We start from the raw sequence: 22,533 nt of genomic DNA on the forward strand, positions 1-22,533 counted from the left end.
ACGGTCACCATGCTCCCCGGGCTCCGCAGTTCAGTCCGACAACTGCGGCCTGACGGCAAGTCCTCGACTCGGGGCCACCAGCCCCGTGAGCGATGACCGGAGTTCGAATCCCCCAGTCCGAGCCGGGTTCGACGCTGCCGTGCGGGCACGCACTCACAGGGGAGGCACGCGTGACCACAGACGACGCGGTCCGGAACACCGTTGCTACCGACATCGACACCGACCTGACGATCCCGATGACCGCCGCTCAGCGCGGCATCTTCTACGCCCAGCAGCTCGAGCCGGACGTGCCGATGACCATCGACGCGTTCGTCGAATTCCGCGGCGACACATCGGGTCCGCAGGGCGAGAGCGACGACCCACTCGTCGACGTCGATCCGGACATCATGCAGCGTGCTGTCACCCTCACCGAGAGTGAGACCGAGGCCCCGCTGCTGCGGCTGATCCCGACCGACGACGGCGAACCGATGATGGTTCTCGACCGGTCGCAGCACGTGGTGCTGGGTCGAAAGGACTTCTCTGACGCCGAGGACCCGCGCGCGGCCGCACTGGCCTGGATCGACCGCCGGCGCAGTGCCAGCTCAGACGTCTTCGCCGACAACATCCTCGAGACACACCTGCTCAAAGTGGGTCCCGGACACTCGATCTGGTATTGCCACGGTCACCACATCGGCTTCGACGGCTATGCCGCGATGTACATGATGCTGCGTGTCGCCTCACATTACACGGCGATCGTGAACGGAACGCCGCCGCCGATCGCGGACACCGCGTCGATGGTCGACATCGCCGAGTTCGACCGCGAGTACCGTGCCTCCGCCAAGTTCGCCGAGGACCGCGAGCACTGGGCGTCCCATCTGGCCGATATGCCCGAGATGACCACTCTCACCAGCCTTTCCGCTCCGGCCGCGCCGTTGTCGGTCGTCCGATCGGCGGTCCTCGACGACACCCTCGTCGCCCGGATCCGCGAGCTCGGACACAGCCACCGGGTCCGGCCGGCGTCGGTCATCACCGCTGCGGTGGCCGCCTACGTCGCGCGCTACACCGACCGCGACGAGGCCATGCTGAGCCTGCCGGTCGCGGCCCGCGACCGCGACGTGCTGCGCACCTCGGCGGGTCTGACCTCCAACGTCGTCCCGTTGCGTATCGCGCTCCACGACGATTCCGCCACCGTGACCGATCTCCTGAAATCGGTCAACGCGGAGATCAAGGCCGCCGTCCGGCACCAGAAGTTCCGGCACGAGGACATCACCTCCCAGATCCTCGGGGCAGCGGGGGCGCGGCGTGGCTTCTTCGGCCCGCTCGTCAACGTCATGCTGTTCTTCCAGCACATCGACTTCGGCCCGCTCAAGGGCGAATTGCACGTCCTGTCCACCGGACCGATCGAGGACCTGTCGGTCAACGTGTACGACAGCCTCGACGGCGGGATGACCCTGGACCTCGAGGCGAATCCGAACATCTACCCGGACGACGACATCACCACCCACCACCGTCGTCTCGTCGACTTCGTGACCGCCTTCGTCGGTGCGCCCGGCGACACGAGGATGTCGGACCTGCACCTCCTGACCGACGCCGAACGCGAAGCGCTACCCGAGCGCATGACCGGGGAACGGGTCGACCACGGCACCACCACCCTCGTCGACCTGCTCGACGACGCGACCCGGGCCCACCCCGACGACACCGCGCTCACCGACGCGCAGGACGGGCGATCACTCACCCAACGCGAATTCACCGAAGCGGCAACACAGCTCGCGGCGGCACTCACCCGGCGCGGGATCGGTCCGGAGAGCGTCGTCGGCGTTCAGCTGCCCCGCAGCACGGACCAGATCCTGGCGCTGCACTCGGTGATCCGTGCCGGCGGCGCATTCCTGCCGATCGACCCGGCCGAGCCGGCGGACCGGCTCGGGCACATCCTCGAGGTGGCCGCCCCCGACCTCGTCATAACCGACACGGTGCTGGCCGAACTGCGTGCCGACGAAGGGGTCGCCGCGGCGACAACGCCCCCGGGCCCCGACACGGCCGCGTACGTGCTGTTCACCTCCGGTTCCACCGGCAAGCCGAAGGGCGTGGTCATCACCCACCGCGCCATCGTCAACCGCCTCGCGTGGATGCAGGCCCGCTACGAGCTCGCACCGGACGACCGGGTGCTGCAGAAGACCCCGTCCACCTTCGACGTGTCGGTCTGGGAGTTCTTCTGGCCGTTCACCACCGGCGCGGCACTGGTCGTACCGACTGCCGACGGTCATCGCGACCCCTGGTATCTGCGTGACGTGATCGCCGAACACCGCGTCACGACACTGCATTTCGTGCCCTCGATGCTCGCCGCCTTCACCGCGGCACTCGACGCCGACGATGCATCGGAGCTGACGAGCCTGCGCCGCATCTTCACCAGCGGTGAGGCTCTGACTCCCGCGACGGTCGGTGCCGCCGCGATGCTGACGTCCGCTCCGATCCACAACCTCTATGGCCCCACCGAGGCCGCGATCGACGTCACCCACCACGACCACTGCCGCGCCGACGTCCCGGTGATCCCGATCGGCTCCCCGGTGTGGAACACCGGTGTCCACGTGCTCGACCACCGCCTGCGGCCGCAACCGCCCGGCGCGATCGGCGAACTCTATCTCGGCGGCATCCAGCTGGCCCGCGGCTATCGCTCCCGCGCGGACCTGACCGCATCACGGTTCGTCGCCTCGCCGGTCGTGCCGGGCGAACGGCTCTACCGCACCGGCGATCTCGTCCGTCTGAACGCCGCCGGCGAGCTGGAGTACCTCGGTCGCACCGACTCACAGGTCAAGATCCGCGGCCAGCGGGTCGAACTCGGCGAGATCGAGTCGACCCTCAGCCGGCTGCACGGCGTGACCGCCGCGGGCGTGGTCATCCGGGACGATCTGGTCGCCGGTGAGCCCACGATCGTCGGTTACGTCACCGGCACCGGACTCACCGACACTGACCTGCGCGCCGGACTCCGAACCGCGCTACCGGATCACATGATCCCCACCGCGATCATGGTCCTCGACGCACTGCCCACCACTGCCAACGGCAAGCTCGACCGCCGTGCGCTGCCTCGGCCCGATCTGCGTACCCACCGCGAGTTCGTCCCCGCGCGTACCGCGCTCGAGCGCTTCGTCGTGGCGACCGTCGCCGATGTGCTCGACCTGCGCGACGGCATGTCCGACGAGGTGGCGAACGAGGCTCCCGCCACGGCTCCGGCGTCGGTGTCGCTGAGCGACAACTTCTTCGAGATCGGCGGGACGTCACTGTCGGCGACACGGATGGCCTCGCGGCTGTCTCGCGCCACCGGCCATCGGATCGGGATCCGTACGGTGTTCGACGCCGACGACCTCGCCGGCCTAGTAGCGGCCCTCTCCGACCTGGGCGTCGACACTGATGAGCCGGCCGTCGGCTCCGCCTCGGTCCCCTCCGACGACACCGCCGGGCGGACCGTCTCCGGAGCCGTGCCGCTGTCCCCGGCCCAGCATCGGCTGTGGCTCGCGACACGGTTGGACTCCGCGTCCTCGGCGACCTACAACATGCCGTTCACCGTCCGCTTCGTCGGCGCACTCGACACCGACGCACTCCGGACGGCCCTGATCGACGTCGTCCGCCGACACGAGCCGCTGCGCAGCGTCGTCGCCGAGATCGACGGTGTGGCATGCATCTCCGCGATCGACCCGGACGCGGTCGACGTCGACCTGCCGGTCCTCGCGACCGGTGACGTCGCCCAGTGCCCAGACCGCGACTTCGCCTCGCTCCCCTTCGATCTGGCCGCCGAGATCCCCGTCCGTGCGCGCCTCGTCCGAACCGCCGACGACGATCATCGACTCACGATGGTCGTCCATCACATCGCGGCCGACGGCTGGTCGCTGGCCCCCCTCGCCGGCGACCTGGCCACGGCCTACCGCGCCCGCCGCGACGGCATCGAGCCCGAATGGTCGCAGCTGCCGGTCTCCTACTCGCAGACCAGCGCCGCACGTCACGCATGGCTCGGCGAGAGTCCGCATGCCGCAGCCGAACTCGAGTTCTGGCGGGACACCCTCGACGGGGCGCCGGGCGAGACCGAGCTGCCCCTGGACCGTCCCCGAAGCCGGGATTCGGAGGTGACCGGCCGGTCCGGATCGTCGGTGACCTCGACCATCGACCACGACACCTACGGCGCGATCCGGACCATCGCGACCGAGGCCGACGCCACGGTCTTCATGGTGCTCCACGCCTCGGTGGCGCTCCTGCTCCGTTCCCTCGCGCAGTCCTCGGACGTCATCATCGGCACACCGGTGTCCGGACGCGGCGACGCCGACCTCGACGACCTCGTGGGCATGTTCGTCAACACGCTGGCGTTGCGCACCGTCGTCGACAAGGACCTGCCGTTCGCCGACCTGGTGGCACATGTCCGGGACACCGATCTGAACGCGTTCGACAACGCCGACATGCCGTTCGACCGACTGGTGACCGAACTGAACCCGGCCCGTTCGGGCAACGTCCACCCGTACTTCCAGGTGTCGATGGCCCTGGAGGACCGTTCCGCCATCCGGCTCGACTTCGCCGGGCTCTCGGCGACCGCATCCCGCGTGGACACCGGTCGCACCACCTTCGATCTGCAGTTCACGTTCACCGAGGTGCGCGGGGCGACCGGCGAGCCCGCCGGCCTCACCCTCGAGATCGGTTACGCCACCGCTCTCTTCGACCGGGACACGGTGGCCGGACTGGGTTCGCGCCTGGTCCGCATGCTGGAGGCGGCGACCGCGGACCCGAGCGCCCCGATCGGCGACCTGCCGGTGCTCGACCTGCACGAGCGTCTCGATCTCGTCCCGGCAGTCGGCGAAGGCCGCCGTCCGGTCGAACACCTCACCCGGCTGCTGTCGGCGGCCGCGGAGTCCTCGCCGCACCGCGTGGCGGTCACCGACGGCACCCGGTCGCTGACCTACCGCGAACTCGACGCGGCGTCGAACCAGCTGGCGCGGGCGCTCATCGACGGTGGCGCCGGACCTGAGAACCATGTGGCCGTGGCACTTCCGCGCAGTGTCGAGTGGATTGTCGCGATGTGGGCGATCGCCCGCACCGGAGCCGCCTGGCTCCCGGTCGATCCCGCGTATCCGTCCGGCCGCATCGAACACATGCTGACCGACTCGGGCGCACGACTGCTCGTCACCGATCGGTCGGCCGATCCCGGCGCCGGGCCCGCTCTGAGCACAGTCGTCCTCGACGACCCCGCGATCCGCGAATGGATCGAAGCCGAATCAACGGAGCCCATCGCGGACTCGGAGCGCCGAGGCGTCCTCGACGTCGACCAGCCCGCCTACCTGATCTACACATCGGGGACCACCGGCACACCCAAGGGCGTCGTCGTCAGCCACCGCGGACTCGCCGACTTCGGCGCGCAACAGGTCACGCAGTACGGGATCACGCCCACCAGTCGGACGATGCACATGGCGTCGCCGAGTTTCGATGCGTCGGTACTCGAGATCCTGATGGCGATCTCCGCCGGGTCGACCATGCACATCGTGCCGCCGGGCATCGTCGGCGGCACCGAGCTCGCCGAGCTGATGCGCGATGCGCGGATCACGCATGCCTTCCTCACCCCGTCGGTACTGACCACCATGACGCCGGACGACGTCCCCGATCTCGAGGTTCTCGTCATCGGCGGCGAGCACCCGAACTCCGAGGTGGTCCGCACCTGGTCGACCGGCCCGAAGCTGTTCAACGCCTACGGTCCCACCGAGACCACCGTGGTGGCCGCGGTGTCGGCGCCGATCAGCCCCGACTACACGACGCTGACCATCGGCCGGCCCATCCGCGGCATCTCCGCGCTGGTCCTGGACGAGCGCCTGCGCCCGGTCGCCCCCGGCGCGATCGGCGAGTTGTACATCGCCGGTGAGCATCTCGCCCGCGGATACCACGGCGTCCGACCGCTGACATCCAAACGCTTCATCGCCAACCCCTACGGCGATCCCGGCGAGCGCATGTACCGAACCGGCGACCTCGTCCGATGGACCTCCGATCACGAACTCGAGTTCCGCGGGCGGGCCGACCATCAGACCAAGATCCGCGGGCATCGCATCGAACTCGGTGAGATCGACGCCGCCCTGGTCGCCGACGAGTCGGTGCGGGCGGCGGTCACCACCACGCATGGCGAGGGCGACCGCGCCCATCTCGTGTCCTACGTGACCGTGACCGCGGGCGCTCACGGGCAGGCCGCCGCGGTGCGAGACCGATTGGCGCAGCGCCTGCCCCGGCACATGATCCCGTCGACGATCATCGAGCTCGACGAGATCCCCACGACCCCGATCGGCAAGGTCGACCTCCGGGCACTGCCCGCGCCGGAGCCGGGATCGGTGGACGGCGACGTGGCGTTCGTCGCGCCGCGCAACCCCCTGGAGCAGGCAGTCGCCGATCTGATCGCCGAGCGTCTCGAGCTGGAGCCCGGCACCATCGGCCGCGATCATGACTTCTTCGACCTCGGCGGCAACTCGTTGCTGGCGACCCAGATCGTCGGCGCACTCGAGAATCTCACCGGGCGACGAATCCCCGTCCGCGAGGTCTTCGACCACTCGACCGTCGCCGGCATCGCCCGGCTCGGCGGCGCCGACGAGGGTGACACCGCCCTCGTCGAGGCGCGGACGCTCGCCGACCTCCGGCACGATCCGGACAGCCCGGCGCGACCGGGACCCGCGCAGCAGCAGCTCTGGTTCCTCAACCAGCTCGCGGGCGGTGCCGAGGCCGATCCGGGTCGAGCCGACTCCGACAACGGTTCGTCGACAGCCGATTACGCCATCGCCTTCGCGCTGGATCTGCGTGGCGATCTCGACGTGGACGCCCTGTCCGGCGCGCTCCGATACGCCGTCGACCGCCACGAGATGCTGCGCACCGTCTATCCCGAGCACGACGGGCGCCCCGACCTGGACGTACGTCCCACCGACGAGGTGCAGACCGAACTCACCGTCGTCGAGACGACTTCGGCGGAGTGGCCGGCCCAGGCGCAGGCGCTGGCGCGTCGTCCGTTCGACCTGACCGTCGACGTACCGCTGCGCGTCGCGCTGCACCGGATCGACAGTGACACCGCGCATCACAAGCTGACCCTCGTCATCCACCACATCGCGGCCGACGGTTGGTCGATGGTGCCGCTGCACCGCGACATCACCACCGCCTACGCCGAACTGCGGACGGCGGCCGAGAACGGTACCGAAGCCGCGGTCACCGCCGCTCCGCCGGCCCTGGACTATCGCGACTACCTGCGCTGGCAGGCCGATCACCTCGAGACCCGGACCGATCTGGCCGACCGGTGGCGACAGGACCTGGACGGGATCGATGTCGGTCCGGTCCTCGTGCCCGACGCGCCGAGCGGGTCCGCCCGCACCGCGGGCGTGGTCGAGGTCGACTTCGACGCCGAACTGCGCAGCCGCCTGTCCGCACTGGGCGGCGGCCGGGCGACCGAATTCATGTGCGTGCATGCGGTGTTCGCCGCGCTGCTGCATCGGCTGAACGCCGACCCGGAGGTTCATGTCGCCGGTTCGGCGTCGGACATCGTGATCGGCACCCCCGTCGCCGGACGCGCCGATCCCCGGCTCGCCGACATCGTCGGCATGTTCGTGAACTCGGTCGTCCTCCGGACCCCGGTCGACGGGAGCCAGGGGTTCGCGGCCCTGCTCGACTCCGTCCGCAGCCGCGACCTGGACGCGCTGGCGGGCGCCGACATGCCGTTCGAGCAGATCGTCTCGATGCTCAATCCGCCTCGCACGGACCGGCATCCGATATTCCAGATCGCGCTGGCGTTCGACGCCGGGGTCTCTGACACCCTCGAACCGGACCACACCAGGGTTGATCTGCCCGGCCTGCAGGTCGTCGCCGAGGAGATCGAGACCGCGGCCGCCCGGTTCGACCTCGAACTGCGAATCCGCAATGGGCGCGCGCGGTTCACTTATGCGACCGATGTCCACACGCGCGAGCGCGTCAGCGAACTGGCCCGGATGTTCGTCGATCTCGCACGCGCGGTCGCCGCGGATCCGTCGACACCTCTCGACGACCTCACCGGGGCGGCCGATCTCGCGGCCGCCGCCGAACCCAAGTTCCGCGACCACGGCTCGATCGAGCCGAGGCATCTTGCCGACATCCTCGCCGACACCGTCATCGACCACTCCGATCGCGTGGCGGTCGAGGACGGAGACCGCACGCTCACCTACGCCGAGATCGATCGGATCTCCGCGCGCTGGGCACTCACGCTGCGCGAACTCGGGGTCGGCACCGAGGACGTGGTCGCGATCGCCGTCGATCGCAGCCTGGAGTCGGTGGTCGCCACGTGGGCCGTGACGAAGGCGGGCGCGGCCGCGCTGCCGGTCGACATGCGTTACCCGGCCGAGCGGATCGCCCACATGATCGCCGATTCGGGCGCCATCCTGGGCATCAGCAGCTCCGACCACCGTCGCGATGTGCCGCACGACATCTGGTGGCTGACCCCGGAGGATCTGAGTACCGGCGAGCGCGCAGGCTTCCGACCCCCGGCCCGGCACCCGGACTCGATCGCCTACATCGTCTACACCTCCGGCTCCACCGGAAAACCGAAGGGCGTGAGCGTGTCCCATCGCGGCCTGGCCGCGTTCGCCCAGACCGAGCGGGAGCGGTACGAGGTCGGCCCCGGCGATCGCACCCTGCTGTTCGCCTCCCCCTCGTTCGACGCATCGATGCTGGAGTTCCTCCTCGCCGTCGAGTCCGGCGCGACGATGGTGGTGGCACCGACGACGATCTACGGCGGCGACGAACTCGTCGAGTTCCTCGACGAGCGCGAGGTCACCCACGCGTTCATCACGCCGTCGGCCCTCGCCGCCGCGGCACCCCATCCACTCCCCCACCTGAAGACCCTCGGCGTGGGCGGCGAGGCCAGCACCCCGGAACTGGTGGCGCGCTGGGGAACCGGCCGTCGCTACATCAACTCCTACGGGCCGACCGAGACGACCATCGTCGCGACGATGTCGGCGCCGCTGCACCCGGGTGAGCCGATCACCATCGGCACGCCGGTCCACGAGTGCACCGCACTCGTCCTCGACCACCGGTTGCGCCCGCTGCCCGACCACGTCCCCGGCGAGCTCTACCTCACCGGGCCGGGAGTGGCACGGGGCTACCTGGGACGGCGCAGCCTGACCGCCGGCCGGTTCGTGGCCTCCCCCGTCGGAAGCGGCGCCGTCATGTACCGCACCGGCGACATCGTGCACCGCGACGCCGACGGCGCGCTGACCTACCACGGTCGCAGTGACAACCAGGTGAAGGTCCGCGGTTTCCGCATCGAACTCGACGAGGTGAGTGCGGCACTGGCGGCCGTGGACGGAATCGACTTCGCCACCACCGTCGTCCGCGGCGAGAGCGCATCGGCCACCCTGGTCGGTTACGTGACGCGCTCCGCCGGGGCGGCCGGCGATCCCGAGTCCGCAGACGCCCCTGAAACATTGGACACCGCAAGGGTGTTGGAGTCGGTCCGCAGCCGCCTGCCGCGCCACATGGTCCCGTCCGCGATCGTCGTGCTGGACGAGATCCCGCTGACCGGCAACGGCAAGCTCGACCATCGGGCACTGCCGGAGCCGTCGGCGAGCAGCATGTCGTCCGTCGGTCGCGCACCGCGCGGTGATGCCGAGACCGCACTGGTCGGCATCGTCGCCGACGTGCTCGGCCTCGCCCGCGAGGAGATCGGAGCCACCGACGACTTCTTCCTGCTGGGTGGCACCTCGCTGCAGGCGACCACCCTGGTCAGTCGGATCAACCGCGTGTCGGCCGAGGGCCGCCTCCGCGTGCGGGACGTCTTCGACCACCCGACCGCCGAAGCCCTCGCGGACCTGATCAGCCTGCCGGCCGACTGGGCACCGACCGCGGAGTCCGACGAGTCGTCGGGTCGCCCGGTCCGACGGGAGACATTCCCGCTCGCGCCGGTCCAGCGCCGCCTGTGGTCGCTGGCGGCGGCCGACCCCGCGTCGACCGAGTACCTGATGCCTTTCGTCCTGCGACTGACCGGGGACATCGATCTCGCGGCCCTCCGCGGTGCACTCACCGATGTCGTCGCCCGGCACACCAGCCTGCGGACGGTCTTCGAGGCGGTCGACGGGACACCGACGGGCCGGGTGCTCGACGATCCCGCGGCCGTCGTCGGCCCGCTGACCCCCGTCGTCCCCGCGGACCCCGACGCGCTGATGAGCGAGATCGCGCGCCTCGCGTCGACGCCCATCGACCCGACCACCGAGGCGCCGCTGCGTGCCACGGTCGTCGCGGACCCCGGTGCGCGTGGCGAGACCGCGACGCACATCCTCCTGCTCGTCGTGCATCACATCGCCGTCGACGGCGCGTCCTTGCCGACCCTCGTCGGCGACCTGGCGCAGGCCTACCGAGAACGACGCGCCGGCCGCGCCGAGACCTGGGATGCGGCCGCTCTCGACTACCGCGACCACGCCGTCGAGAGTGCGACGGCGCCCGCGGCGACCGACGAGCTGGGATTCTGGACCGAGCACCTAGCGGGTGCGCCCGCCGAGAGCACGGTGGAACCGGTCGGCGGCGGCAGACGCGGTTCGGGTGCCCGGTCGGTGAGTCTGCCGCTCCCGGCACACACCCGGGCGGGCCTGACCGCCTTCGCCCGCGAACAGTCGACGACGCCGTTCTCCGTCCTGCACACCGCACTGGCGATCCTGCTGCACCGTCTGGGCGTCGGCGATGACCTGGTCATCGGCAGTCCGGTCGACAACCGCACCGGTATGACCGGCGTCGACCGCGACTACAGCGGCGTGGTCGGCATGTTCGTCAACATGGTGCCGCTGCGCAGCCACCTGCGCAGCGCGGAAACCGTCGCCGCACTCGTCCGCCGGACCCGCGACACCGACATCGACGCCCTCGATCACCGGGGGGTGCCCTTCGACGACATCGTGACCGCGCTCAATCCCGAACGCGCGCACGGTCGACACCCGCTCTTCCAGGTGGCGTTGTCGGTGCACGACTTCGCCGGTGGCGCGCCGACCCCGGTGGGCGGTGCGGATTCCCTCGCTGGGACCGCCGTTCCGATGGACGACGACCTGATGGCCGAGGTGGCCGAATTCGACTCCCTCGCAGCCAAGTTCGACCTGCAGTTCACCGTCACCGGCCTGGGCGCGACCGACTCCGACACCGACGCCGCGGTCCAGATCACCTACGACGCGGCGCGATACGGCCACGACGACGCCCAGATGCTGGGAACGCGGCTCATGCGCGTGTTGCGCGGCATGCTCGGCGACCCCGGACGCGCGATCGGCGACATCCGCATCACCGACCCCCTCGAGGTGGCCGAGCGCACCCCCGCTCTCGGACCGCGCGGCAACGCACCGACGACGTTGGACGTGCTGATCGCCGATGCGGTGCGGCGGCACCCCGACGGGCTCGCCGCGATCGGGCAGCCCACCGCGGACGGCGAGGGCCCCGAGACGCTCACCTACGCCGAACTCGACGCCCGCTCGAACCGGCTGGCCCGGGTCCTCCTGGGCCGCGGGGTGGGGGCCTACTCGCGCTCGGACGACGAGCCGGGGACCGAGGGTCCCGACGTCCGGTCGTCCCGCGAACCTGTGGTCGCGATGGCGATCAGCCGTTCCATCGACTCCCTGGTGGCGATCTGGGCGATCGTGAAGGCCGGCGCCGCATACGTTCCCATCGACCCCGAGTATCCCGCCGACCGCATCGCGCACATGCTCGACGACAGCGGCGCGCAGCTGGTCGTGACGACCTCGTCGTCGTGGGAACGCATCGCGGAGAGCTCGGCCGGGAGCGAGGTCCCGACCCTCGTCCTGGACGCCGCGTCGACCCGGACCCGCATGAAGCACTCCTCGCCGGCGCCGATCACCGACGCCGAACGGGCGTCGACGATCCGCCCGGATCAGTTGGCGTACATCATCTACACGTCGGGATCGACCGGTAAGCCCAAGGGCGTCCTGGTCCCGCACAGCGGGTTGCGCGCGGTGCACGACGAACTCGCGGAACGGATGACCCCCGGACCCACGTCCCGCGTGTTGCACTTCGCCTCACCGAGTTTCGATGCCTCGGTGCTGGAGATGCTGCTCGCGCTGGCCGGTTCGTCGGCACTGACCATCGTCGAACCCCACGTCTACGGCGGCACCGCGCTCAGCGATGTGATCAGGGCGCGCCAGGCGACGCATGCGTTCATCACCCCCGCCGCGGTGGCCAGCATGGACCCCGCTGCCGTGCCGTCGCTGCGCGCACTCGCGGTCGGTGGCGAGGCCTACGGAACCGACCTCGTGCGGCGCTGGTCGCCCGGTCGCACGATGATCAACGTCTACGGACCCACCGAGACGACGATCATCACGACCGGCAGCCGGTCGCTGACCCCGAACACGCCGCTGACGATCGGCACGCCGAACAACGGCGTCGGCGCGCTCGTCCTCGACGATCGGCTGCATCCGGTGCCGCCCGGCGTCACCGGCGACCTGTACCTGACCGGCGTGCAGCTCACGCGCGGTTATCACCGTCGGCCCGGCCTCACCGCGGTCCGGTTCGTCCCGGCTCCGATGGTCACCGGGCCCAGGTTCGCCGGCCAACGGATGTACCGCACCGGCGACCTGGTCCGCTGGACCGGCGACGGGCAGCTCGTCTACGTCGGCCGCAGCGATTCCCAGGTGCAGGTCCGCGGATTCCGCATCGAACTGGGTGAGATCGACGACGCGCTCGCCGCCAAACCCGACGTCGACTTCGCCGTGACACTCGTAGACGGCACCGGGGCCCAGGCGATCCTGCGCAGCTACGTGACCGCGACGCGCGGGCACGAACCCGATCCCGCCGACCTGCGGCGCCGGGTGGGACGACGGCTGCCGCGGCACATGGTGCCGGTGTCCGTCTCCGTGCTCGAGAATATTCCGCTGACCCCCACCGGCAAACTCGACCGCGCGGCGCTGCCGACCCCGGCCGTCTCCGCCTCGGGCCGAGCGCCGGCCCCCGGGACCGAGACGACCATCGCCCGCGTCTTCGCGGAGGTGCTCGAGGTCGACCTCGATGCCATCGGTGCCGACGACGGATTCTTCGACCTGGGTGGCAACTCCCTGATGGCCACCGCCGTGACCGGCAAGCTGAGCGAGCTCACCGGACAGCACCTGGCGGCGCAATCGCTGTTCGGGGCCCCGAGTCCCGCCGAACTCGCCGAGCTGCTCGACGGCGGGGCACACTCCGACGGGGACACCGGACCGTCGGCCTCCGGTCTCGACACCCTCCTGCCGTTGCGCCGCACCAGCAGCGACGCCGGAAGCGATGCTCCCGCACCGCTCTTCGTGGTCCACCCGGCGATCGGACTGTCCTGGAGCTTCACCTCCCTGCTGCCCCACCTGCCTGCCGACCGCGCGGTCTACGGCCTACAGCACCCGGCGTTCGCCGGTGATCCGTGCCCGCAGACGATCGCCGACCTCGCCCAGGTGTACGTGGCAAAGCTGCGCACGGTGTCACCGGAGGGGCCGTACCACCTGCTCGGGTGGTCGCTGGGCGGGTTGATCGCCCACGAGATGGCCGTGCAACTCCAGGAGGCCGGCGAGACCGTCGAGCAACTCGTCGTGCTCGACAGTTACGTCGTCGCCGAACGGCCCGACCTCGACACCGAGGCGTCGATCGCAGAACTCATGCGCGAGTTCGGACTCGACGTCCCCGACGGTGGCGAGGAGGGCACCGAGCCCTCGGTCGCGGACGCGTTCCGCGTCATCTCCGCGGCGGGCGGCGCGCTCGGTGGCTTGTCCGAGGAGACGCTCACGACCGTGCACGAGGTGTTCCGCCACGCGTCCCCACTCGCCCGGAACTGGCGACCCCGGGTCTTCGACGGCGACCTCACCTTCGTCACCGCGACCGTGGACGCGCACGACGGCCCGCCGGCGGTCACCGACTGGCGCAGCAAGGTCACCGGTCGCGTCGTCGAGGTCCAGGCGACCAGCACCCACGCACGCATGTTGCTGCCGGAGAACGTCTCCGAGTGGCTGACCGCAATCGAATCAGGCCCGATCGAATCGGACCCGGGCACACCGGGAATCGCAGCACAGGAGGAGGAATCATGACGAACCCGTTCGACGACACCGAGGGGACCTTCCGCGTCCTCGTCAATCACGAGAACCAGCATTCCTTGTGGCCGGACTTCGCCCCCGTCCCCGACGGTTGGACCGTCGTGTTCGGTCCGTCGGGTCACGACGAGTGCCTCGAGTACGTCGAGGAGAACTGGCGAGACATGCGGCCCGCCAGCCTGATCCGCGCGATGGAACGTTCGCAGAACAGTGAAAGGGAGGTCACACATGGGGCGGCACAGTATGGCTGACACCACGTCGGCCGAAACCACTCCGGGGACCACGGCGTCGCCGTCCGGTCCGGTCACGACTCCCGGCGCGACATCCACCGATGGCGTCTCCCCCGCCCGCAACGCCCTCGAGCTGCGCGGCCTGCGAAAGACGTTCCGCACCGGGCTGTTCGGCCGGGGTCGCCGCGTCCATGCCCTCAACGGCCTGGACCTGACCGTGCCCGCCGGCACCGTGCACGCGCTGCTCGGCCCCAACGGAGCCGGCAAGACCACCACCGTCCGCGCGGTGGCGACGCTGATGAAGCCCGACGAGGGCAGCGTCGTGGTCGACGGCGTCGACGCCCTCGCCAATCCCGGCGCAGCCCGCAAGATCATCGGCGTGTCCGGGCAGTACGCCGCCGTCGACGGGAACCTGACCGGTTTCGAGAACCTGCGGATGGTCGGTCAGCTGTACGGACTCTCCCGGGGCGAGGCCTCGGCACGGGCGCGCGAACTGATCGCCGACCTCGCCCTGCAGGACGCCGCCGACCGCCCGATGCGTACCTACTCCGGCGGCATGCGCCGGCGGCTCGATCTCGCCGGCGCCCTGATCAACCGACCGTCCCTGGTCATCCTCGACGAACCGACGACCGGGCTGGATCCCCGTGGGCGACGCCAGATGTGGGAGGTCATCACCGAACAGGTCGCGAACGGCGCGACGGTCCTGCTCACGACGCAGTACCTGGAGGAGGCCGACGCCCTGGCCGACGAGATCACCGTCATCGACCACGGGACGATCCGGGCCCAGGGCAGTGCCGCCGACCTCAAGGCCTCCACCGGTGCGTCGATCCTCACCATCGAGGTGCGTTCGGACGGGACCGCTCACGACGAGCTGGTCGCCACGACCCTCGCCGAGGTCGGACTCGGCATGCCCGAACGGCTCGACGAGTCGGATCGCCCCGACCCGGCACACACCGACAACTCACGGTGGTCCCTGCCGGTCAGCGACGGGAGCCGCAGCGCGGTCGCCGCCGTCCGGGCGCTCGACGCCGCCGGCATCGTCGTCGTCGACGCCACCGTCGCCACGCCGACCCTCGACGATGTGTTCCTGGCCCTCACGGAGCGGGACACGCCGGACAACGATGGCGGCAGTGACCACGGCGAAACATCGGCCACCGCCGATGCCGAGACCACCGTGATCCCGACGGTGGCCGACGCCGATCCCGATCTCTCCCACGCCCCGACGACCCGAACGGATCGACTCCATGCTCACTGACACCGCAGTGCTGGTCGAGCGAAACCTGCTCACCGTCAAGCGAATTCCCACCCTGCTGATCAGTGCCACCATCCAGCCGCTGATGTTCGTCTTCCTGTTCGCCTACGTCTTCGGCGCGACCTTCGGCGGGGGTTCCTACCGGGAATTCCTGATGGCCGGCATCTTCACGCAGACCGTCGTCTTCAACGCGGCCTTCACCACGGTCGGTCTGGCCAACGACACCTCCGACGGCATCGTCGACCGGCTGCGGTCGCTACCGATGTCCCGGTTGGGCGTCATCAGCGGCCGTGTCACCTCGGACATGCTCCTGGGCGTCGTCGGCCTCGCGGTGATGGTCGCGTGCGGGCTCGCCATCGGCTGGCGGGTCCAGGGCAGTGCCGGCGACGCCGCCCTCGCCTTCGGCATCATCGGACTGTTCGCGCTCGCCATGGCGTGGGTGGGTGCGGTGACCGGTCTCGCCGCGCCGAATGTCGAAGCCGCACAGAGCATCGGGTTCTTGTGGATGTTCCCGGTCACGTTCCTGTCGAGCGCGTTCATCTCCGCCCAGAGCCTGCCGGGTCCGCTGCGCGCGATCGCCGAGTGGAATCCGGTGACGGCAGTGGCGACCGCGTCCCGGCAGCTCTTCGGCAACGAGGCGCCACCGACCTTCCCGGAGGCCACCGGCTGGGTCGCCGACCACGCGGTCGGTTACTCGGTGGGATCGGCGCTGGTCATCCTGGCGGTGTGCATACCTGCGTCGCTCATCCTGTACCGCCGGGCCGCGAATCGTTGATCTACACGTCAGTGACCCATCCATTCGCGATCGACAGATCCGCGATCAACGATCCGCCGAGGAATCCCGATGTGTTCGTTACTGTGGAGCGGTGACACCGGACGATGGCAGCGCGGCCGCCGACGCGCACCACGGACGCGGGGGCGAAGCACAGTTGCTGCGAGAGTTGCTGGCCGCAGCCGCAACGGGCGATCGGGCCGCGTTCTCCACACTGTACGACCGCACGAGTTCACGGATCTACGGACTCGCGTTCCGGGTCGTGCGCGACCGGCAGTACGCCGAGGAGATCGTGCAGGAGGCCTACCTGCAGTACTGGCAGAAGGCCGGCGAATATCAGCCCGGACGCGGTTCGGTCATCACCTGGATGATGACCATCGCACACCGCCGCGCCGTCGACCGCGTGCGATCCGAAGAACTGCAGCAACAGCGGATGTCGCAGTACGGCGCGGTGTCGGTGGAGACCCCGCGCAACATACCGCTCGAGGTCGTTGTGCAGACCGACGAGGCGCGTACGCTACGAACATGTCTCGGCACGCTCACGGAACTGCAACGGAGCTGCATCGAGATGTCGTATTTCGGGGGCCTGACCTATCCCGAGGTCGCCCGGCACACCGATACCCCCTTGCCCACCATCAAATCTCGGATTCGAGATGGCCTGCGTCGGTTGAGAACCTGCCTAAGGACGCACGAGGACGCCTGATCCCACAATGACCACATCCGATACGACCGGGGACCGCGGGGCCACCTGGCTCGACGACCACGTCGAATTGTTCGCCGTCGGCGCGCTGACCCCCGACGAGACCAGACGCGTCGAGTCAGAACTCGCCGCACTCCCACCGCACGAGCGGGCCGAACACGACGCCCAGATCGCCGACATCCAGGCGGCCATGGCGGGTTTCGCGACGACCTATGCGCTCGACGCACCGCCCGAACTCCGGGACCGGGTGCTGCAGCACGTCTTCGAGGGTGCGGCGCTGACCCCGGAGGCCTACGTACCCTCGGGCATCGAGCCGGGTCCGCAGAACCCGGCCGCCGCGGTCGATCCCGTCCCGCCGGTCGCACCCGCGGGAACGGGCCGATCCGGCGAGAGCGACCTCGCGCCGCCACCGCCGCCGGTCGAATTGCGGCCCCGCGACTCGCGCCACGGACAGCATCGATCGGGTGGGACCGCGCGGCGCCCGGCACGCGCAACGGCGATCCTGGCGGCCGCGGCGGTGACCGTGGCCGTGGCGCTCGGGGCAGGCGTGCTCATCGGTCGCACCACCGCCCCCGAGTCGTCCACCTCGTCGACGGCGCTCAGCGACTCCCAGCGTGAGGTGCTCGGGGTACTCACGGCCGCGGACGCGTCCGTGAGCGTCGAGCCATTGGCCGACGACCGGGGCACCATCGCGGTGGTGACGTCCGAGTCAGCCGATCAGGCGGTCGCGCTCCTGCGGGACCTGCGCACGCCGATCCCGGCCGACAGCACCTACCAGTTGTGGCTGGTGGGAGGCGCACCGCAACCGGTGTCGGCCGGACTGATCCCCGGGGACGACACCGCCCCGGTGGTGGTGGACGACGTGCGTGGGTCGAGCGTGCTCGCGGTCACCATCGAACCGGCCGGCGGTTCGCCGCAGCCGACGACACCGATCCTCGCCCAGGTCGCCCTCTAGGCCGGCGAGAATTCGATCCTTCGGGTGACAGCCCTGGCGATCTCCGCTCGTATCGTTCTTTTGTGTGCGGGCGATCCATAGACTGTGGGGCCGGCACGTCGGCGCGTCCGATCCGACGGGATCTCGAGAACGAGTAGGTGCGATGTGAACGGAATCGGTCGTCGGGAACAGCGGCAGCGACATCTCGGCGGGTGGCGAGTCCTCGCCGGGTTGCTGACGGTGGGTGCGGTCATCGCGGGCCTCGCGACCGCTCCCGGGGCGCCGGCGGCCGCCACCCCGTCGTCCCCCGACGGTTCCCGCGTCGTCGACTCCTACACCGATGACCCGCAGCAGGTGACGCTGCTCGTCCACTCCGCCTCGATGAACCGCACGGTCCCGGTCACGGTGCTCACGCCACGGGATCGGACCCGGCCGGCACCCACCCTGTACCTACTCAACGGCGCCGGTGGCGGGGAGGACTCCGCGACCTGGGACGCACGGACCACCTACAAGCGGTACTTCGCCGACCGGCACGCTTATGTCGTCACCCCGATCGGTGGCGCCTACTCGTACTACACCGACTGGCAGCGCGACGATCCCGCTCTCGGCCGCAACAAATGGCAGACCTTCCTCACGAAGGAACTGCCGCCCCTGATCGACGACGAGTTCGACACCACCGGCGTCAACGCGATCGCGGGGATCTCGATGGCGGGGACCTCGGTGCTCAATCTCGCCATCGCCGCCCCCGGGTTGTACCGATCCGTCGCCGCCTTCAGCGGGTGCGCTCGGACCAGCGACCCGGCCGGCCAGCAGTACATCCGATTGGTCGTCGAGGACCGCGGTCAAGCGGACATGACCAACATGTGGGGCCCGCTCGACGGTCCCGGCTGGCGAGCCAACGATCCGTACCTGAACGCGGCGAAACTGCGCGGCAGCAAGGTCTACATGACGACCGGGACGGGAGCACCGGGTGTCCACGAGCAGCTGACCGACCCGAGTATCGCGGGCGACGGTTTCACGCTGGCGAACCAGGCGATCGTGGGCGGCGGGATCGAGGTCGCCATCGACATCTGCACCCGGCAGATGGTCGAGCGTATGCGTGCGCTCGACGTCCCGGTCGAGGTGAACTTCCGCCCGACCGGCACCCACTCATGGGGTTACTGGCAGGACGACCTGTACCGGACCTGGCCGCGTATCGAACGCGACCTGCGCTGAGCGCTCAGTATTCGAGGGCCAGGCCTCACCACTGGTCGAGACCGGTGTAACCGTCCTGGAGTGCTCGCGCGAAAAGGTGGGTTTTCGTCGGCGCACTTCGCCCGACCGCGGTGTACTTCGCCCGGATGCGCGCAAGGTGCGTGCTCACCGTGGACGCCGAGATGAAGAGTCGTGCGGCGGCATCTTCTTTGGACTCGGCGGCTAGCCAGGCGAGCAGAACCTCGACCTCCCGGTCCGACAGACTCGGACGTGTCACTGCCGCTGAGCGCTCGACGGGAACCAGGTAATCAACCGGCTTGGAACGTTGCCGTGGCACGACTCCGTGCCGCGGTGCGGCCGCCGTCCTGGCTCGGAAGATATCTGAAGTGACCGTCATTGTTCCCATCCCCTGTTCAGACCGGCGCTATCTCGTGTGTCCCCGACGCCCCAAATCAATCTGTTCCAACGTTAAGACGGCGTAGTAACTGTCGGTAGACCCAGAAATGGGGACTCGACTCCCGCTGCCATGCCGTCAGCCATGTTTCGTTCGCCCCCAGGCCCCGTCAGGTGTTGACCGTCCCTCGTGCCGGTACCGCTGCGGCACCGGGAGCCATCCGTCTTCGACGGCACGCTTGAAGAGATCCACCTTGGTGCGCGTCGGCCGCCCGGCGTCCGCATATTTCTGGCGAATTCGCTTGAGGTACTCGTTGACCGTCTCCGCGGAGACCCCGAGAGCAGCCCCGACTCGGGCCGACGTCTCGCCGGACGCGTACAGCGCCAACACTTTCTGCAACTGAGGCGACAGGTCGACAGTCGCCAGTTCGGGGTCGCCGTCTATGGCGGCAGCCCATTCTGTGGTGAGGACCGCCCGGCCGTCGGCGGCCGCCCGGATGGCGTCGATGATGACCGACTCGTCCGCCGACTTGAGCACCACGCCGAGCGCTCCGGCGCGCGCCGCCGATCTCAACAGCGCCGGATGCTCTCCAGAGGTGTACACGACGGTGGCCACTCCGGCCGCCGACAATGCGTTGACGTTCTCGCGAGGCGTGGTTCCGTCGTCGAGACGGAGGTCCAGCAGGACCACGTCGAGCTGCATGACACTGAGCACGCCGGCAACCGTCGTCGCCGAGCAGACCAACGAGATGTCCGAAACTGGGTCCAACACTCGTTCGATTCCCCAGATCGGGGACCGATGGTCGTCGACCATTCCAACCCGGATCGCTGCATGACCCTCCGACGAATCCTCGTCGATCAAGGTCGTCTGCTCGTCGTTCACCAACACCCCCACGAGGCACATGCGAGACTCTCAGCCTTTACTCAGCTTCACGTTACTGAAACCTCGACCAAAGCTACGTGCCGAGTCGGACATATCACCCGTCGGAGCGCGAAACTGCATCAACTGGTCCCGATCTGACCGCTGGCGTGTCCACATTCTTGGGGACACCACCCGGATGGGTCCCGCCGGGAGCGAAGGCATGCAAGACTAGAACATGTTCTAAAAGGGTGATCGTGCCGGCGCCAGCCGGCGACAAACCGACCAGCCCCCCCCCGACCAGACCCGACCCGACACGCAGGAGCAGAACAGGTGAGCGCACCTTCGACGCACGATGTACTCGGCACCCCGGTGACCATGCCGGTCGAGATCCGGCACGCACGGTGCTTCGTCGCCGGTTTCACCGCCGACACCCGGGCCGTGGCACGGGCCATCGACGCCGAATCGGCACAGCCCGGGACGCTTCGCCCGTTGCGCATCCGACCGGGTCGCACCATGTGCATGCTCGTGTTCGTCGACTACGTCGACGGCGACCTCGGACCGTACAACGAGTTCGGCGTGTGCTTCCTCGTCGAGGATCCGACCACCCCACCCGCCTCACCGATCCGGGCATTGCGCTCCCTGCTGAAGGGGGACGCGCGTGCGCTGGTGCACCGGCTCCCCGTCGACGGCGACTTCACCCTGGCCGCCGGGCGCGGCATCTGGGGATTCCCGAAGACACTCGCCGAGTTCGAGGTCGATCACTCCTCCGCCACCAGACGCGGCCGCCTCGTGGCCGACGGCGCACTCGTGGCCGACCTGAGTGTGAAGCCGGGACTCAAGGTCCCGGACTCCACCGCCGACACCGTGCTGCACGCCTATTCGCAGCTCGACGGGATCACGCGGATGACACCGTGGCGGCTCACCTCGACCACCGGGACCCGCACCCGCATCGGTGGCGCGCGCCTGACCCTCGGCGACCACCCCATCGCCGACGAACTCCGATCCCTGCAGTTGGGGCGGCACGCCCTGATGTCGAGCTCGGTCGATCGGATCACGATGCGTTTCGAGAACCCCACGCTGGTCTGACCGCGATCTCCGCCGGGTTCGCGGACGTCCGTGCCGTCGTCGCGGACAATGGTTCCATGAGCAATCTCGAGACGGACCCGATCGAGGTCGAGTGCCATGCCGATGCCGGCGTCGCCGCGGGCCCGGGCCTCCTCCACATGGACGTCCTGACCGCGCGCGACGTACCGCTCGGCGGCCCACGCGCGATGACGGTGCACCGGACCCTCCCGCAGCGGTCACGTTCGCTGATCGGAGCCTGGTGTTTCATCGACCACTACGGCCCCGATGACGTCGCGAGCAGCGGCGGGATGGACGTGCCTCCACACCCGCACACCGGACTCCAGACGGTCAGCTGGCTGTTCACCGGCGAGGTCGAGCACCGGGACACGATGGGCAACCACGCGATGGTCCGCCCCGGCGAGATCAACCTCATGACCGCCGGGCACGGCATCGCACACACCGAGGTCTCCACACCCGACACCACCACCCTGCACGGGGTACAGCTGTGGGTCGCGCTGCCGGCCGAGAATGCCGACACCGCACGCGACTTCGCACACCACCGGCCCGATGCTCTCGACCTGGACGGGGTCACCGCCAAGGTCTTTCTCGGCGAACTGTTCGGCACCCGCTCGCCGGTGCACACGTTCACGCCGTTGACCGGCGCCCAGCTCGACTTCGAACCCGGCGCCGCCGTCGACATCGACGTCGATCCCGAACACGAGCACGGCATTCTTGTCGACACCGGAACCGTAGAGGTCGCCGGCGCCGATGCCGCACCGCTGGCCCGCACCGAGTTGGGCTACATCGGGTTGGGCGCTAGGCGGATCACGCTCACCAACGTCGCCGAGACCGACGCCCGGGTGATCCTCCTGGGCGGCGCACCGCTGGCGGAGGACATCGTCATGTGGTGGAACTTCATCGGGCGCACACACGACGACATCGTCGGCTTCCGGGACCAGTGGGAGGCGCGCAGCGAACGCTTCGGGCAGGTGCAGGGTTACGTCGGTTCGACGCAGCACCTGCCCGCGCCGCCGCTGCCGCACTCACGGCTGCGCGCCCGGGTCAACACCCCGGGGCGCGCCGCCCCCGAGTGAG

Annotated in this window: 11 protein-coding genes; 9 read left to right on the forward strand and 2 right to left on the reverse strand. The window is 69.5% G+C overall.

Going from position 1 to position 22,533, the window contains the following annotated elements; genetic code table 11:
• Positions 1–170 precede the first annotated feature (170 nt).
• From M4D77_RS09795 to M4D77_RS09825, 7 genes are all read left to right on the forward strand, one after another.
• On the forward strand, positions 171–14,033 hold the full coding sequence (locus tag M4D77_RS09795; protein WP_259936116.1) for a non-ribosomal peptide synthetase: 13,863 nt from the start codon (positions 171–173) through the stop codon (positions 14,031–14,033).
• Entirely contained in the window at positions 14,030–14,287 is a 258-nt protein-coding gene (locus M4D77_RS09800; RefSeq protein ID WP_159371338.1) for an MbtH family protein, read from the forward strand. The genes M4D77_RS09795 and M4D77_RS09800 overlap by 4 nt, the downstream gene beginning before the upstream one ends.
• Positions 14,265–15,521: an ABC transporter ATP-binding protein gene (locus M4D77_RS09805; RefSeq protein WP_396266570.1), complete on the forward strand. Its 1,257-nt coding sequence runs from the start codon at positions 14,265–14,267 to the stop codon at positions 15,519–15,521. The genes M4D77_RS09800 and M4D77_RS09805 overlap by 23 nt, the downstream gene beginning before the upstream one ends.
• The gene (locus M4D77_RS09810) at positions 15,511–16,293 is read left to right on the forward strand and encodes an ABC transporter permease (RefSeq protein WP_058252001.1); all 783 of its coding nucleotides are present in this window, start codon (positions 15,511–15,513) and stop codon (positions 16,291–16,293) included. The genes M4D77_RS09805 and M4D77_RS09810 overlap by 11 nt, the downstream gene beginning before the upstream one ends.
• 91 nt (positions 16,294–16,384) lie before the next feature.
• Positions 16,385–16,993: an ECF RNA polymerase sigma factor SigK gene (sigK, locus tag M4D77_RS09815; RefSeq protein ID WP_259936118.1), complete on the forward strand. Its 609-nt coding sequence runs from the start codon at positions 16,385–16,387 to the stop codon at positions 16,991–16,993.
• A gap of 7 nt (positions 16,994–17,000) precedes the next feature.
• The gene (locus M4D77_RS09820) at positions 17,001–17,945 is read left to right on the forward strand and encodes an anti-sigma factor (protein WP_259936119.1); all 945 of its coding nucleotides are present in this window, start codon (positions 17,001–17,003) and stop codon (positions 17,943–17,945) included.
• A gap of 144 nt (positions 17,946–18,089) precedes the next feature.
• On the forward strand, positions 18,090–19,139 hold the full coding sequence (locus M4D77_RS09825; protein WP_374247445.1) for an alpha/beta hydrolase: 1,050 nt from the start codon (positions 18,090–18,092) through the stop codon (positions 19,137–19,139).
• A 25-nt stretch (positions 19,140–19,164) separates the two neighbouring features.
• On the opposite strand, the gene M4D77_RS09830 is transcribed toward M4D77_RS09825, so the two are convergent.
• Positions 19,165–19,515, reverse strand: coding sequence for a response regulator transcription factor (locus M4D77_RS09830; protein ID WP_374100826.1), 351 nt, complete (start codon positions 19,513–19,515; stop codon positions 19,165–19,167).
• Between the two features lie 135 nt (positions 19,516–19,650).
• Positions 19,651–20,325, reverse strand: a complete 675-nt coding sequence (locus tag M4D77_RS09835) for a LuxR C-terminal-related transcriptional regulator (protein WP_065631886.1) — start codon at positions 20,323–20,325, stop codon at positions 19,651–19,653.
• A gap of 378 nt (positions 20,326–20,703) precedes the next feature.
• Here M4D77_RS09835 and M4D77_RS09840 point away from each other — a divergent pair, with 378 nt between their 5' ends.
• Together M4D77_RS09840 and M4D77_RS09845 are read left to right on the forward strand one after the other, a co-directional pair.
• Positions 20,704–21,459 (forward strand): acetoacetate decarboxylase family protein, encoded by a 756-nt coding sequence (locus tag M4D77_RS09840; protein WP_259936120.1) that lies wholly within the window; start codon positions 20,704–20,706, stop codon positions 21,457–21,459.
• A 56-nt stretch (positions 21,460–21,515) separates the two neighbouring features.
• Positions 21,516–22,532: a pirin family protein gene (locus M4D77_RS09845; protein WP_259936121.1), complete on the forward strand. Its 1,017-nt coding sequence runs from the start codon at positions 21,516–21,518 to the stop codon at positions 22,530–22,532.
• The last annotated feature ends 1 nt before the right edge of the window (position 22,533 follow it).

Origin of the sequence: Gordonia sp. p3-SID1431, assembly GCF_025143765.1 — a bacterium.
GTDB classification, from domain to species: Bacteria; Actinomycetota; Actinomycetes; order Mycobacteriales; family Mycobacteriaceae; genus Gordonia; species Gordonia hongkongensis.